The organism is Microbacterium sp. CCNWLW41 (genome assembly GCF_037083505.1).
In genome coordinates this window covers 1,297,955-1,313,749 of record NZ_JBAOJP010000001.1, presented here as the reverse complement: position 1 = coordinate 1,313,749, position 15,795 = coordinate 1,297,955, and the positions used below count along the sequence as shown (strand labels likewise).

Below are 15,795 nucleotides of genomic sequence, written 5' to 3'. Positions count from 1 at the left end.
CCTACAGAGTGCACGACGTGCGCAATATCCGCAACTGCTATGCACATAGTGCATACATGTGCTGTACTGGCTGTGCTTGCAGGGCCGACGACGAAGCGGAGAACACATGGCTGCCGACAAAGGTGCGAACCAAGCGAACCAGAGCGTGGAGAAGGCGATCGCCGTCCTCGAGACGTTCGTGAGCGGGGAGCCGATGCGCGTGGGCGACGTGGCCCGCGCCGCCGGGATCGGTCAATCCACAGCGTCGCGACTGCTCGCCACACTCGAGGCGGGAGGGCTGGTCGAGCGCGACCCGCAGACCACCCTGTACTTCCTCGGCTCCGAGCTGCTGACACTGGCAGGTATAGCCATCAACCAGAATCGGGTTCATCGGGTAGGGCGGCAGATCGCCCAGAGTCTCGCAGGCAAGCTCGGGCTCGGCGTGAACCTCGCGCTGCTGCGGGGAGCCGAGCTCATCTATCTCTGCAACTTCGAGGGCCCTCTGTCGCCGAAGTCTCACACTCTCATGGGCCAGCGCGTACCGTTGCACGCCACCAGCATCGGCAAGTCGACTCTCGTGGGAACGTCTCGTCACTCGCGACAGGCGCTGATGCCGCAGCTCGCCCGGTACACGGAGGCGACGATCACCACGCACGAGGCCCTCGACAGGGACGTGTCTCTCAGCGCCCGCCGCGGATATGCCACCGAAGTCGAGGAGTTCGTCCTCGGCAGAGCCTCCGTCGCCGCGCCCGTGCTGGATCAATCAGGTCGCATCGTGGCGGCCGTGTCGATCTCGGGCCCCCGATCCACCATCGATCTCGAGGCGCGCGAGGCGGAGCTCGGAAGGATCGTCATCGAGACGGCGGATCGCATCAGCTCCGGCCTCGGCTACCAGGGCCCGGTCGAGCCGTCAGCGTGGTGAGGCCGAACGGGGAGCGTGAGTTCGCGCCTCGATCGGGCTCGCCCCCGCAAGCTGCAGGCACGATGAATGCATTGCAAGCGATTATCGATTAGTGTAAGGTCGTGCCGCAGACACCAAGGTCGTGCACACGAGAGGATCGATGATGATCAAGAGACGTACCATTGCCGCACTCGGCGCGGTCACCGTGACCGCGTGCACCCTCGCGGGGTGCTCGACCACCGCGAGCGGGGATGGCGGCGATGCGGCTGAGCTGCGGATGCTCGTGAACGTCACTCCCAACCTGACCGAGGAGTTCTGGAACGAGCTCGTCGCACCGTTCGAGGAGGCCAATCCCGACATCGACGTCGTGATCCAGAACCCCGGCGCCGAAGGCGTCGCCGCCGCCGTGCCGCGGCTGCTGGCGGCCGGGGACGCGCCGGACATCGTGCAGTCGCTGCCGCCGTCGGTGGAGCTGGCCCCGGAGCTGGTCGACCTGACCGAGTACGACTGGGCGGCAGCGGCGCCGCTCGCCGACCAGTACTCGATCGACGGCAAGATCTACATGGCGGGCATCGGCGTGCAGTTGCAGAGCCTGTGGTTCTACAACAAGCAGGCGTTCACCGAGGCTGGGATCACCGAGCTCCCCGCGACCGTGGAGGAGCTCGACGAGGCTCTCGGCAAGCTCAAGGACGCCGGCTGGACCCCGATCCAGACGGGTGGGGACTGGATGTCCAGTCACGCCCTCCAGACACTCGGCCTGCCCAGCATCATCGCCGAGCACCCCGACTGGTTCGCCGGCATGAGCGACGGCGAGCTGACGTTCAGCGAGACCTACGGCGACACGATCGAGCGCTACGCCGACTGGGTGGCCGCGGGCTACCTCAACTCCGATGCGCTGGGCGTGAAGTACCCCGACGCCGAGCAGAGCTTCCTCGCGGGCAGCACCGCGCTCTACCCGATGGGGAGCTGGTTCGCGGGCACGGAAGCCAAGACGCCCGATGCACCCGAGATCGGCGTGTTCCGCGGTCCCGCCGTCGGCGGCGTCGACAACCCCGCGATGGGCGCCAACATCGCGAGTCCGTACTCCATCATGAAGTCATCGGATCACCAGGAGGCGGCTGCCAGGCTGGTGGAGTTCCTCGTCACCGACGAGGACGCCGTGACCTCGCAGCTCGAGGTCGACGGAAACTTCCGTGACGGCTACGCCTACGAGACCACTCCACTCGGCGAGGAGCTGCTCGCGATCGTGGCGGACACCCCCGCGGCCGACTACACCCCCACCGGCCAGGGATACGGTGAGCGCACTGTTCCCAACGGGTACTCCACCGAACTCAATGCGCAGACGCAGGCGCTGCTCGGCGGCACACCCGCCGACGCCGTCCTGAAGGCCATGGACGACTGGTTCGCAGCCAACGCAGGCTGATCCATCTCCCCGTCCGGGGTGCGGTGATCCCGCACCCCGGACGCACCACTCACCGGAGGTCCACCGACGATGGCAGACACCGCGCTGCGCGCCCCGCGCGTCCACCCGGCCGAACAACGTCGCCGCACGCTCGCGACCTGGCACCGCCTCTTCCCCGGCTTCGTCATGGCAGCACCGGCGGTCATCGTCTTCCTTGCGATGTTCATCGCGCCGATGATCCTCGCGTTCGTGCTGAGCTTGACGGACTGGAACGGGTACAGCGTCAACCTGAACTTCATCGGGTTCGAGAACTATCTGCACGCGTTCCAGAACCCGCGCACGGTGAACGCCGCCATCTTCACGTTCGTCGTGGCCATCATCGGCACGGTGCTGTGCAACGCCATCGGTCTCGCCACGGCGGTGCTCATCGCCGGTCCTGGCCGGCCGAACACGCTCGTTCGCACCGTGTTCTTCTATCCGTACATCATCAGCGCGCTCATCATCGGCTTCCTGTGGTCGGCGATGCTCGCACCGCAGGGTGTCGTGAACAGCCTCCTCGGGCAGGTCGGCATCCCCGCACTGCCGTTCCTCACGGACGTGACGTTCGCAAAGGCCAGCGTCATCCTCACGATCGTGTGGTCGCACTTCGGCTTCAACATGATCCTCTTCCTCGCCGGCATCAAGTCGGTTCCCGCGGAGTACTACGAGGCCGCCACCGTGGACGGCGCGACGCGCTGGCAGCAGTTCCGCAGCGTCACCCTCCCGCTCATCGCCCCCGTGCTGACCGTCAACCTTGTGCTCACGCTGGTGGGCCTGCTCAAGACCTACGACATCGTGCTGGCGCTCACCGACGGCGGGCCGGCGGGCTCGACGCAGACCATCGTCTACCAGGTGCTCAAGGACTCGTTCGCGCAGGCGAACCTGGGCTTCGGCGCCGCGCAATCGGTGATCCTGCTGATCGTGACGGCCGTCCTCGGCCTGTCAGTGACACTCGCCCGCCGTGGGGCCGAGAAGAAGGTGACCGACTGATGACACTGACGACACAGACCTCGGTCAATCCGGCCGCGGAGCTCATGCTCGCCGATCCCCGCAACGTCGGCGGAAGCCGCCGGCGCCGCCGCCCCGGGGCCCGCACAGGACCGCGGAGCATGCGCGCCTCCACGCTCGCGGCGGCGCTCAAGTGGATCGTTCTCGGCGCCGGCGCCCTCGTGATGCTCGTGCCTTTCTACATCATGGTGATCAGCGCCTTCAAGACGCAGGAGGACATCCTGCGGCATCCGCTGGCCATCAGTCCCGAAATGTTCACGGTCGAGTTCCTGTTGCAGGCCATCACGAGCGAGAAGTTCAATGTGATCGGCGCCTACGGCATCACGCTGCTGTTCGTCGCGCTGGTCAACATCTGCTGCATCGCACTGGCGGCGCCCGTCGCCTACGTCATCGCCCGGGGCCGCTCGAAGTGGCACCTCGCGCTGCTGCTGTTGTTCGTGTCGGGGCTGTTCATCCCCGGCCAGGTGACGCTGATTCCCGTCGTCTTCGTGCTCCGCCTGCTCGGGCTCATCAACACCATCCCGGGGTTCATCCTGTTCGAGACCGCGGCCACGCTGCCGGTCACCATCTTCCTGTTCGCTGCGTACCTGCGCACCGTTCCACGCGACATCGACGAGGCGGCGGCTCTCGACGGCGCCGGGCGCATTCGGGCCTTCTGGTCGTGCGTCTTCCCGATCATGCGACCCATCGTCGCGACCGTGATCGTCCTGAACTCGATCGGCGTCTGGAACGATTTCGTGAGCCCGCAGGTGATCCTCGGGCCGAGCTCGGGCATCTACACCGTGACCACCGGCGTCTACGCGGCGGTCGGGGAGTTCTCGACGGACTACACGACCGTCTTCCCCACACTCCTGCTCGCCATCGCGCCTGCTGTGATCTTCTTCATCATCATGCAGCGCCACATCATCGGCGGCCTCGTCGCCGGGGCCACGAAGGGCTGAACCGTGCCTGAAGTCCGGATCCTGACCACACCCTTGCGCGAGGTCCCCGCATGGGCCGTGCTGGAGCGTCGCCTCTTCGATGAGATCGAAGCCGCATGGCGCGCGTTCTCCGCGGAGTACTGCGAACCCGACGGGCGCATCCGCGGCGCCGGAGGCTTCGACTCGCGCGACGGCGTGGACGACCTGTACGAACCCTTCTTCAATTGGCCGGCCTTCTACGCGCTCGGCGGCAGCGATGAGATCCTCGCTCAGGCGAAGCATCACTGGGAGGGCGTCACACGCCAGCTGACCGAGGCCGGGATGCTCACCGACGAGTACGAGAACGGCTACGACTGGTTCCACCAGGGAGAATCGCTCCTGTTCTTGTACGGGCTGTGCGCCGCGGACCCGGGCGACGACGCCTTCGCTGAGCGGGCGCGGCGGTTCGCCGAGCTGTACACCGACCCCGCTCGCGGCAACTGGGACCCGGACCGGAACATCATCCGCGCGCCTCACACCGGCGCGCGAGGTCCGCTCGACGGGCTCGGACCCGAGTGGCAGGCGTACTCCGCCGGCCAGCATGAGATGCGACCGTACGGCCTCCCCCTCGAGCACGTGCCGGGCGTCGAACGGTGGGAGGACCTGGAGGATCCCGCCCTCGCCGAGGCGATGGGTCGCGAGATGCAGCGCCTCGCGGTGGGGGACGTGCCGGTCAATCTCGCGGCTACGAGCCTCGCCGCCAACCGATGGCTCTACGACGGCGACACCGCGTCTGCCGAGTGGATCATCCGATACGTCGACGGGTGGCGCGAGCGCGCAGCCGGCAACGGTGGCCTCCTGCCCGACAACGTCGCACCCGACGGAACGGTCGGCGGGCTGCACGAAGGACGCTGGTACGGCGGCCACTACGGGTGGACCTGGCCGCACGGTCTGCACTCCGTCGGCATGAGCACGCTCATCGGCGGCCTCAACGCGTCGCTCGTCTCGGGCGATCACGGCGCGCTCGACCTCACGCGTACGATGCTCGACACCGTGCTGGACCGTGCGATCACGGCGCCCGTCGCGGAGACGCGGTTCAGCCTTCGCGGTGGAGCCCTCGCGAGACTGGGAGCGGATGCCGTGAAGCCGGCGCTGCTCGTGCCGTATCGGCACGGTCGCCACGGCTGGTTCGACTACGGCCCGATGCCGCTGGAGCTACCGACGTGGCTCTGGTGGTGGTCCCGCGACGATGGCGACCGCGCGCGCCTGCGTCGCGTGATCGACGGACTCCCGGCCACCGACGAGCCTGTCAAGGCGTTCCGCGACAAGGCGGAGGCCGGGCACGAGGCCCCGTGGATCTCGTTCCTGGAGGGTGAGCTCGACGACTACCCCGTCCAGGCGCTGTCGATGGCGCTCGGTCAGGTGGCACGGCGCATGGCGGTGATGCAGACCGAGGTGCTCGATCCCGCGGCGGTGCATCTGCACTTCTGGCAGCGCGTGAACCCCGTCGTCACGGAGGTCCTCGGTCAGCTGATCACCGGAACACCGCAGGTCCTCTACAACGGCGGACTGCCGTTCGCCGCCGTGGCCTATCAGGACGCCGACCGCCACCGGCCGGGACTCCCGCCGGACGTCGCGGCGCTTGTCACGCGCCTTGACGGCGACCGTGTCGAGCTGCAGCTCGTGAATCTGTCGTCGACGCGATCGCGTCGCGTGCGCGTGCGCCCCTCGCGCTTCGGCCAGCAGGTCGTGGCCGCGGTCGCATCGCGCGGCGCGCGCGACGCCGACTGGCCCGGCCGCTCGACCGCCTACGCCTCGACGGTCGGCTCCCCCGTCGTGACGACGGCGGAGGTCCACGCTCCCGACGTGCTGGTCGAGCTGCCCCCCTCGCACCGCGCAGACCTCACGCTCATCACCGCTCCCGCCCCCGGGCGCCCGCACCACGTCGGCACCGCCGCTCACGCCCCGATCGGGACAGCCGGGTGATCCCCCGGCCCGCCCACGATCGATCGACCCTCTCGAGGAGGACCACATGACCGACATCTCTCCATTGCCCCGACCGAGTCTGCGACTGCCGGTGCGTGGCGACGCATTCGAACGCGCGAGCGCCGACGCGATCCTCGGCCTCGACCGGGTGTCGGCCGCGACGGCGTGTGCGAAGCTGCATGGCCTCGGCGTCTCCCGCTCGTTCGTGGAAGGGCCGCGGCCGCTCGCACCCGGGCAACGCGTCGTCGGCTCGGCCATCACACTGCAGTTCATGCCGCAGCGCGAAGACCTCGCGTCCGGCCTGGGACAGGAGTATGTCGAGCGTCACACCGCACTGTGGGCCGTCATGGAGACCGTGCAGCCGGGCGACGTCCTCGTGATCCAGGCGTACGGCAGCCAGTTCTCCGGCTGCATCGGCGACATCCTCGCGCGCTACTTCCAGCGGAAGGGCGGCGCGGGCATCATCGTCGACGGCCGCATCCGCGACTCCGGCCGCATCCGCGATCTCGGCCTGCCGGTCTGGTCGACGGGCTCGACGCCGCACTACGCGTCGCAGTCCGAGCTCTTCCCCTGGGCCTACGACGTGCCGGTCGCGGTGGGGGGCGCCCTCTGCCTGCCGGGCGACTTGGTCGTGGCAGACGACGACGGGCCGGTCATCATCCCGCAGGCGATGGCGGACGAGGTCATCGCCTCGGCGCGCGACCACGAGGAGTGGGAGGTCTTCAGCCGGCACCGCCTGGACGAGGGGGCCCGGCTCAGCGATTACTACCCCCTCACGCCTGACACCCGTGAGGAGTACGAGTCGTGGCGTTCCGCCCGGACCTTCGTCCGCTGATCCGCGCGGACGAGGCCTCCGACACGATGGGGCTCGGCTGCGCCCCCATCGGCAACCTGTACGAGAGCGTCGCGGAGGCCGACGCGGTGGCGACGATCGAACGTGCGCTGAGCCGTGGCATCCGCTTCTTCGACACCGCCCCGCACTACGGTGCAGGCGTGAGCGAGCAGCGGCTCGGGCGCGCCCTGACCGCGGTCGAGCGCGACTCCGTCGTGATCGCGACGAAGGTCGGGCGTCGAATCGTCGACCGAGACGGGAAGGATCTCGCACCCGGCGCCGTCGGCGCGGGAACCGTCGGTGACCTGAGCCGCGACGGCGTGCTGAGGAGTCTTGAAGGCAGTCTCGCCCGCCTCGGCACCCACCGCGTCGATCTGCTGTATCTGCACGACCCCGAAGACGTCGACGAAGCGCTGCGCACCGCGCTCCCGGCTCTGGCGGAGCTTCGCGCGCAGGGCGTCGTGCGCGCGATCGGCGTCGGCATGGTGTGGAGCGGCCCCCTCACGCGATTCGTGCGCGAAGCGCCGGTGGACGTGGTCATGATCGCGGGCCGCACGACCTTGCTCGACCGCAGGGCGGAGACCGACCTGCTCCCCGCCGCGCGGGAACACGGAGTCGGCGTCATCGCCGCCGGCGTGTTCAACTCGGGCATCCTGGCCGACCCCGAGACCGCGCCGTACTTCGACTACAAGCCCGCACCCTCCGACCTGGTCGACCGCGCGCGGCGGTTGCGCGGGGCATGTGCCGCCCGCGGCGTCGCGCTGCGGCACGCGGCCGCGCGGTTCCCGTTGCGCCGCGAGGCCGTTGAGGCCGTCGTGATCGGGGCCCGCACACCGGTCGAAGTCGATGACTTCGCCGACGGCGCCGCAGTCGACATGCCGGCCGCGCTGTGGGAGGAACTGGAGCGCGGATGACGACGTCGATCCTCGACGCGCACGTGCACCTGTGGGATGCGGATCGGCATCCGCTGTCATGGTGGCGTCCGGCGCTCGGCCTGCCGCGCAGAGCCGCGCTCGGGGAGCTTCGTCATGTCACCGTCGCCGCGCCGGCGCCGATCGCGGGAGCGATCGCGGTGCAGGCGGCCGACACGGTCCAGGAAGCGGAGTGGCTGACGTCCTCGGCAGCACTCGGTTCCTTCATCCGCGCCGTCGTGTTGCAGTACGACGCGAGAGCGGATGCCGCGGCCTGGGCGGGCATGGCGCAGTCCGTCATCGATCGCATCGACGCCGGCGATCTGCGGGCCCGCGTCGCAGGAATCCGTCTCGCGACTCCGGCGGGCGCCCTGGATCTCGCAGACGTGCCGAGACTAGACGACCTCGCGGCCGGACTGAGTGCGAGCAACCGGGTGCTGGAGCTTCTCCTCCGCGCCGAGCAGCTGCCCGCCGCTGCGGCTCTCGCGGCCCGGCACCCTGGGTTGCGGATCGTGCTGTGCCATCTCGGCATCGGCGGCGACGACCCTGGTGACGACTGGCGCTCGGCGCTGGCCGCGTTCGCCGAACAGCCCGCGACGGCTGCCAAGGTGTCGGGACTCGTACGATCCGGTCCGGCCGAGACCGAGCGCCTGCGTGCTGCGGTCGGGCACGCCGTCGACGTCTTCGGTGCCGGCCGCGTCATGTTCGGCAGCGACTGGCCTGTGAGTGCGCGGTTCGCCGGCTACCGCGAGATCGTAGAGCGCACCGACGCAGCGCTCCCCCGCCTCACTGACGCCGAGCGGCGCGAATTCTGGGCGGACACGGCCGCCCGTGTCTACGAGCTGCCTTCGCGAGGCTGACCGTCGGTGCCGTCTAGCAGCGTGCCGGCCGCATGCGCGCGGAACAGCGCGGCACAGGCATCCCGGTCGTCCCTGTTGAGCTGGTCCAGCAGGCTCCGGTGCCATTCGGCGACCTCGTGCCAGTCGCCCGCGAACTCGGGGTCGCCCAGCACGTGCATCGACCGCAGGCTCGGCTCGATGATGTCCCACATGCGTGGCAGGTAGGCGTTTCCGCTCGCCTCGATGACGGTGCGATGGAAGGTGAAGTCGAGCTCCCGGAACTCGCTGAGGTTTCGCTCACCGGCAGCCTCATGCATCCGGTCTATGAGCGACTCGAGCGTCGTGCGCGTCGCGTCGTCGAGCCGGTGCCACGCGAGCTCGCCTGCGAGCTCCTCCAACGCGGCGCGCGCGACCTTCGCCTGCTCCGCATCCTCCGGCGTGTAGCTGGCGACGAAGTTCCCCTGGTGGCGGACGTGCGTCACCAGCCCCTCGTGCGACAGACGCTTGAGCGCGTCGCGCACGGGGGCCTGACTCACCTGCAGGCGACGCGCGAGCTGCGATTCGACGAGCTGCTCCCCCGGCTCGAGCGTCGCCTCCTTGATCATGGCCTTGATGAGGTCGTAGATCTGATCCGAGAGGAGCCCGCGCTTGAGTCCAGTGAGCGAATGGAGCGGGTCCGTCATCTCTTCAGAGTACTTCATAATCGAGAATCGTTAATTCCGGCGCCCCGCGTCGTATGCGGCCAGCCACGCCTCGGCGATGAGCCGCGATCCGCGAGCGGTCGGATGCACGCCATCCGGTGCAAGGGCCGCCACCCCCTCCGCGGCCGCTGCCGCCGTCATGGTCTCGTGGAGGGGCACCAGGGCGGCGCCCGACTCCGCAACGAGCGCGCGAACGACGTCACGCTTGGCGTCGAGGTCGTCGAGCCACGCCCGCTGCTCAACGCGGGTGGCGAGGAAGAACGGCTCCATGAGAATCAGGCGTTCCGCCCTACCGCACGCATCGAGAAGTCGTCGGTATGTGGCTTCGAAGGCCTCCGCGGTGGTGGGATCGTTGTTGTCGAATCGACGCCACATGTCGTTGACCCCGACGAAGATCGTCAACACGCGCGCGGCGTGCGGGGTGACATCCGTCTGCCATCGTCTCTCGAGATCGACTGCGCGATCGCCCGCGATGCCGACGTTGGCGACGCGTGCGGGTGTCCCGCGGCGCGCAAGCTCGTCGGCGACGATGCGGACGTAGCCGTCGCCGAGCGAGCTTGCGTCTGCGCGGTCGCGCCCGGCGTCCGTGATCGAGTCGCCGACGAAGACGAGCGTGGGTTCGAGTGAGGTCATTCCGGTGTCGCTCCTTCGCGGGTCTGGCGCCATCCTAGGCAGGGCCCGGGGGCGGGGGCACCGCTCCCCCTCCCCCGCGCCCTTCGCCGGCTCACCGCACGGTCACCTTGACTGCCTTGGATGCGGTCTCGCCGTTGGCGTTGGCGAAGACGGCGACCAGCGTGTGCTCTCCAGGCGCGATCCCCGTCACCTGCACCGATGCGGTCTGCGCGCCCGGCGTCGCCGCGATCAGCTCGCCCTCACCGACGACCTGGCCGTTCAGCTCGAACCGGTAGGACGTCGCGTTGGTGCCCCACCACAGGTCGGCCTTCGCCGTGAACGAGCCGTCGCGGTCCTTGTTGTCGTGCGACACCGTCGGCACGCCCGGCGCGGCATGGCTCACCTGCACGGTTGTGGACGTCGTCGCCGTCACGCCCTGGGAGTTCACGAGTTCACCGGTGTAGACGTAGGTGCCGTTGGGCTTGCCCGTGAACGTGACGCCGGTGCTCTGCGACATCGTTCCGGTCGAGTCGAGCACGCGCGTCGAGACGAGCGCACCGTTCTCGTAAAGGCGGAAGATCGTGCCGGGAGTCCCCCGCCACAGGTTCATCACGACGTCGTAGTTGCCGTCGTGCAGACCGTACTCCCATCCGCTCGTGTTCGAGAGAGATGCCCTGCCAGGAGCGGCGGTCGCACCGTCGTCGAGGGCAGCCGGCCGCAGTCGCAGCGCATTCTGTTCGACGTAGTGGTAGATGTTCAGGTACCCCTCCCCGGCGATCGGGTTGGAGGCCCCCGCGTCGAGGTGGCTCCACACGGTCTCGCCGTCGACGCGAAGGACGAGGCGTGTGCCGCCGTCGACGGTGACGGCGCCGAATTCGAGTTCGTGCTCCTCTCCGGCACGGACTGCGGTGTTCGTGACGACGTCGATCATGGTCTGCTGAGGCTTCCAGCTCTGGAACTCGATCACGTCCTCTTTGATCACGACCAGGTAGCCCTTGTTGCCGCCCACCCACGCCGGGTCGCCCGCGCGGTCGGAGCGGACGGCGAAGCCGTACCATCCGCCGTCGAATGCGTCCACGGCGGCCTTGAAACGCAGCAGGCCGCTCCCGAACGTCTCGGGCGCGTAGCCGAACACGCCCTCGGCGTCGATCCGGAGCGTCCCCTCATCGAAGTCGACCGCGTCCGCGGTCGGCCAGCCGGCGGGATCGAGCAGCGGGTTCACGAGATCGATGACCGGATGCTCGGCCGCCTGCACCTCGATGGTCGAGGTCGCCGTGAACGAGGCATCCGCCGCCGATGTCGCGGTGATGGTCGCCTGCCCTGCGGCGAGCGCCGTCACGGTGCCCGATTCGTCGACGGTCACGACGTCCGGCGCACTCGAAGCCCACTCGACACGAGGATTCGTCGCGTCGGACGGCGTTACCGAGAGATCGAGTGTGAGTCGCTCCCCGGGTTCCAGCGTCGCCAGATCGGGCGACACGTCGATTCCGGTCACAGCCGTCGGCACGATGGAGAAGGTCACGTCGTCGAAGTCGAGCGCCGTGAACCTCTCGACGTAGAAGCCGACCTTTCCGGACGCCGTCGCCGAGGGATTGGGCCCCTCGATCACCGGCTCGCCGTCGACGGTCACCTGCACGCCCGAGCCCTTGACCACGAGCCGCACGTCGTAGACGGAGTCGGCAGTGAAGCCGGACCCGGCGGGCATCGTCACCTCCTTCAAGGTCTGCCACTGCGCGCCGTAGATCGTCCAGGTCGGGCCTGCCTCAGCGTGCCGGTACCGCACATATCCGCCGGGGTTCGAGCCGGTCCGGTCGTAGACGAGCATGATCCCGCCTTCGGGTACGACCGCCGGTGTGCGCACCTTGAAGTCGAGTACATAGTCGGTGAAGTTGCGGGGCAACTGCGAGTTGGCGCCGCCCTTGATGCGGTACCAATGCTCGCCGTCGGCGTCCTCGACGATCGAGCGGTTCGGGTCGACCGGCCATCCGTTCGCCCCGGACTCGAAGTCTGTCGTGTGCATCACTCCGTCGCCGTCCGCGACCACGACGACAGCCTGATCGGTGATCGCGGTATCGGCTTGGGAGGTCGCCGTGATGACGGTCTCACCCGGCAGAAGCGCCGTGATCGTGCCCGCTGCGTCGATCGTCGCGACAGAGGGATCGCTCGACACGTAGTCGACCGCAGGGTTCGATGCGTTCCACGGCACGATCTCGGCGCCGAAGCGCGCGGTCTTGCCCAGATCGACGGTCAGCTGCTCCGCCGGAAGGTGGATGCTCTCGATGGCGACGGAATCCGGTGCGTGCGGCAGGCCGATCTTGCCCTGCGGGCCGATGAGCTCGAACGGAATCGCCGCGAATCCGGGAATGCGGTCGAACACGGGCGAATCCTCGCGGAGGCGGAAGTCGCCCGCCTGCCAGTCGACGAAGCCGGGGTCCTCACCCGTCACCCAGTTGTCGGCGTAGTTCATCAGGTTCTTCACATCACGTGCCCCGTGCTCGTTCACCTGCCCCGACCGGCTGAGTGTCGGGTTCCAGGTCACGTTCCGCTCGAACACGTTGTTCGCGGGGAAGTAGTGGTTCTCGTCGAAGAACGTCAGCAGCTCCGGGTACTTCTCGGCGTACGGCGTGCCGACGAAGCCGTTGTTGGCCTCGAAGAGCTCGACCCACCCCGGCATGTACGACGTGTCGACGGTGTTGCCCGGCTGATCGCCCATCCACATCTCGTAGTTGTCGTACGGCACGTGGGTGTCGACGAACACGTTGTTGCGCGCGGTGATGTAGTCGCCGGACCCGCTCTTGATCGCGTCGTTGCCCATCCGGTAGAAGACGTTCTCCTCGATCGTCAGCCCCATCGTGAGGTTGTCGGGGTAGATGCCCTCCACGCCGAGCCGCCCGATGCCGGTGTCGTGGAAGTAGTTCTGCCGGATGATCGTGCCGCGCTGCTGCGGCGTCGCTCCGGCGTTCATGTAGATCGCGCCGAGGTCCTGGAACGTCTTGCAGACGTCGTAGATGTCGTTGCGTTCGATCAGGTGATCGTTGCCGTGCACGATGATGCCCGGGTGCGGAGCGTCGTGGATCTCGTTGTTCCGGGCGATGTTGCCGACGCCATCGAACATCACGCCGGGGTTGTAGGCCTTGTGGTAGTACGCGAAGTCGTGGATGTGCGAGTTCTCGACCCGGTTGCGTCCCGGCTCGAGGGTCGATTTGTCGCCCCCCTGCAGCACGACCGGGACCCCGCCGATGTGACGAAGGTGCGAGTCGATGACCGCGTGATCACGTCCGCCCCGGTTCACCGGGATGCCGTCGTAGGTGTAGCGGCCGGGCGAGTTGATGAGTACACCGCCGTCCGCGAAGTTCCGGATGTCGCTGCGCTCGATCGTGACGTTGCTGCCGCCGAGGATGACCGCCGCGTTCGCGCGGCCGTACTCGAGAACGAGCTCTTCGAACGCGACATGCGACGTTCCGTCCGTGCGCAGCATCGGCTCGCTCAACATCGTCACCGTCGCGTCCGCGCCGCCGAGGAACGCCTGGTTCGGGATCAGGTAGAGCATCCCGGTGGCACGGTCGATGAAGTACTCGCCCGGAGCGTCGAGTTCCTCCAGGAGGTTCTCGGCGAAGTGGAAATCCTCGAACCATGTCTTCATGAGCCCCGACATCTCGCCGTAGCGCAGCGTGATCGTCTTGGCCTCGGCGTCGATGGCGGCGATCTTGTTGTACGACCACTCCCAGCTGTATCCGAAGATACCGTCGAGCCACACGTCGTCGGCTTGCGTCCAGTGCTGCGGACGGTCGTACGTGTAGCTGAACGTGCCTCCCCGCTCCTGCAGGTCGGCGTCCTTTCGCGTGGGTCCCGCGTCGATGATCTCGTCCATCTGCACCGTGCCCCCCTCGTTGGGCCAGCGCGCCAGGGTCATGCCCTCGCCGCCGACGTAGAGCTCCATGGGCGGCACCGAGCTGACGTCGTTCGCCTTCCAATACCCGTGGCGGCTGAGCTGGCCGTAGTCGGTGATGCCGGCTGCGGCGAGATCGATCCCGATCACCCGACCGCGAGCCGACTCGTCGACGATGCGGGTGAGCACCGCTTCGTCGGCGACCGGCTCGAAGCCGGCTGAGTCGAGCTGCACGCCTCCCGTCAGAGTGACGGTCTCGCCCGGGTACGACCGGTACGTGATGGGGGCGTCCGCTGTGCCGGAGTCGTCGGCGCCGAGCTCGAACGCCTCGGCGCGTGGGTATACGCCCTCACGAAGGGACACGGTGACGCCGCCCTCCGGCAGACCACTCGACGACTTCAGCGCGCGGATGGCATCGCGCGCACCTTCCAGGGTGCGCAGCGGCGCGTCCATCGTGCCGCTCGCGCCGTCATCACCGTCCGGAGCGACGAAGAGTTCGGTGTGTGCGGTGGTCTGCGGGTCGGGCGCGGCATGAGCGGCGGTCGCCGACGCGGCGACCAACGTGCCCACGAGCGCGAGTACTGACAAGAATCGCTTCATCGCGATGTTCCAGCCCTTTCGTGTGCGACCGCGACGACGCGGTCTCCTGACGGGTTGGTCCCTCTCCGCGGCGGTGGCGAAGGCGGAACGAGCGCGACATTACACTAATCGATAATCGCCTATCAAGAGCTCGGCGCATCCGAGGCGCAGGCGCGCAGCCGCCCGGCGCGAGCCGCCGCATACGCAGCGATCGAGCCCTCAGGCGGCTTTATCAGTGTGAGAAGAGCGTCGTCGTCAGCGTGCGACAGCTCCCAGATGCCGGTACCGCTGGGCGACCGCGCCGGACCGGAAATCGCGGCGTTCCACGAGCTCGAGCTGGAGGCGCTCGCGAAGGCCGGCGAGCAGCGTCGGCCCGTGTCCGGCGACGATGGGCTGCACCACGAACAGATACTCGTCGATCAGCCCCAGGTCGGCCAATGCGAGCGGAAGCGTGACACCGCCCACGAACAGGCCTTCGCCCGGCTCCTGCTTCAGCCGCTGAACGGCCTGTCCCAGGTCGCCTTGCAGGAGTTCGGCGTTCCAGTCGACGTCTCGCAGCGTGCTCGACACGACGTACTTCTTCGCCGGGTCGATGGCCTCGGCGAACGGGGTCTCCCATTCCCTCATCCAGTCAGGCCAGGTGCCCGTCGCCGGCCGCCGCCACAAGGACCGCATCATCTCGTAGGTCACCCGGCCGAAGAGGAGGGCGTCGGCTCGTTCGATCTCCGCCGTCCAGTAGCGCATCGACTCCTCGTCGGGGGCGAGCCCGGCCTCGTGGTGGCAGCAGCCGTCGAGCGTGACGTTGATCGCATATCGAAGCGGCCTCATCGTGTTCCCCCGCATGTGGTGGAACACCCGCAGCGGACGGCCACCGACCCAGCGGCACCGAAGACAGCGCGGACTCGCGTCGGAGATTTCACGCTGTCACCGTAGCCGGATCGGACGGGCGGTGTCAGGTCCGTTCATCCAGCGCACGTGAGATCTGCCGGAACTCGTCCGGGGTGATCTCGCCACGCGCAAGGCGTTCTTCTGCGATCTGACGGGCCGTGTTCGCCGACGGCGTCCACTGCTCCCGGCGCGGGGAGGAGCCCGACGTCCCGGCACGGATGATCAAGATGATGAGTGCCGCCAAGATGAGCAGCAGCATGACGCCGCCGAACCACATCCAGCCCCACCCGAAGCCATTTCCGTACATCATGAGCCGACTGCCCCTCATGC

Annotated in this window: 13 protein-coding genes; 8 read left to right on the top strand and 5 right to left on the bottom strand. The window is 68.2% G+C overall.

Going from position 1 to position 15,795, the window contains the following annotated elements:
* The first annotated feature begins 106 nt into the window (after positions 1-106).
* The 8 genes from V6R91_RS05725 (at position 107) to V6R91_RS05690 (ending at position 8,817) form a co-directional block, all read left to right on the top strand.
* Positions 107-901, top strand: coding sequence for an IclR family transcriptional regulator (locus tag V6R91_RS05725; protein WP_336394617.1), 795 nt, complete (start codon positions 107-109; stop codon positions 899-901).
* A 142-nt stretch (positions 902-1,043) separates the two neighbouring features.
* Positions 1,044-2,303 (top strand): ABC transporter substrate-binding protein, encoded by a 1,260-nt coding sequence (locus tag V6R91_RS05720; protein ID WP_336394616.1) that lies wholly within the window; start codon positions 1,044-1,046, stop codon positions 2,301-2,303.
* A 69-nt stretch (positions 2,304-2,372) separates the two neighbouring features.
* Entirely contained in the window at positions 2,373-3,311 is a 939-nt protein-coding gene (locus V6R91_RS05715) for a carbohydrate ABC transporter permease (protein ID WP_336394615.1), read from the top strand.
* A complete protein-coding gene (locus tag V6R91_RS05710; protein WP_336394614.1) occupies positions 3,311-4,270 on the top strand; it encodes a carbohydrate ABC transporter permease in 960 nt (319 codons plus the stop codon). The genes V6R91_RS05715 and V6R91_RS05710 overlap by 1 nt, the downstream gene beginning before the upstream one ends.
* A 3-nt stretch (positions 4,271-4,273) precedes the next feature.
* On the top strand, positions 4,274-6,214 hold the full coding sequence (locus V6R91_RS05705) for a hypothetical protein (protein WP_336394613.1): 1,941 nt from the start codon (positions 4,274-4,276) through the stop codon (positions 6,212-6,214).
* Positions 6,215-6,260: 46 nt separating this feature from the next.
* A complete protein-coding gene (locus V6R91_RS05700) occupies positions 6,261-7,049 on the top strand; it encodes a ribonuclease activity regulator RraA (protein ID WP_336394612.1) in 789 nt (262 codons plus the stop codon).
* Positions 7,019-7,960: an aldo/keto reductase gene (locus V6R91_RS05695; RefSeq protein ID WP_336394611.1), complete on the top strand. Its 942-nt coding sequence runs from the start codon at positions 7,019-7,021 to the stop codon at positions 7,958-7,960. The genes V6R91_RS05700 and V6R91_RS05695 overlap by 31 nt, the downstream gene beginning before the upstream one ends.
* Positions 7,957-8,817: an amidohydrolase family protein gene (locus tag V6R91_RS05690; RefSeq protein ID WP_336394610.1), complete on the top strand. Its 861-nt coding sequence runs from the start codon at positions 7,957-7,959 to the stop codon at positions 8,815-8,817. Before V6R91_RS05695 ends, V6R91_RS05690 begins: the two co-directional genes overlap by 4 nt.
* On the opposite strand, the gene V6R91_RS05685 is transcribed toward V6R91_RS05690, so the two are convergent.
* The 5 genes from V6R91_RS05685 to V6R91_RS05665 form a co-directional block, all read right to left on the bottom strand.
* Entirely contained in the window at positions 8,793-9,479 is a 687-nt protein-coding gene (locus V6R91_RS05685; RefSeq protein WP_336394609.1) for a GntR family transcriptional regulator, read from the bottom strand. The genes V6R91_RS05690 and V6R91_RS05685 overlap by 25 nt on opposite strands.
* Positions 9,480-9,509: 30 nt before the next feature.
* Entirely contained in the window at positions 9,510-10,130 is a 621-nt protein-coding gene (locus V6R91_RS05680; RefSeq protein WP_336394608.1) for an SGNH/GDSL hydrolase family protein, read from the bottom strand.
* Positions 10,131-10,221: 91 nt separating this feature from the next.
* On the bottom strand, positions 10,222-14,586 hold the full coding sequence (locus tag V6R91_RS05675) for an Ig-like domain-containing protein (RefSeq protein WP_336394607.1): 4,365 nt from the start codon (positions 14,584-14,586) through the stop codon (positions 10,222-10,224).
* A 246-nt stretch (positions 14,587-14,832) separates the two neighbouring features.
* Positions 14,833-15,405 carry a dihydrofolate reductase family protein gene (locus V6R91_RS05670; protein WP_336394606.1) on the bottom strand — a complete coding sequence of 191 codons (573 nt, stop codon included), beginning with the start codon at positions 15,403-15,405 and terminating at the stop codon, positions 14,833-14,835.
* 124 nt (positions 15,406-15,529) lie between these two features.
* Entirely contained in the window at positions 15,530-15,724 is a 195-nt protein-coding gene (locus V6R91_RS05665) for a hypothetical protein (protein ID WP_336394605.1), read from the bottom strand.
* Positions 15,725-15,795: the final 71 nt, after the last annotated feature.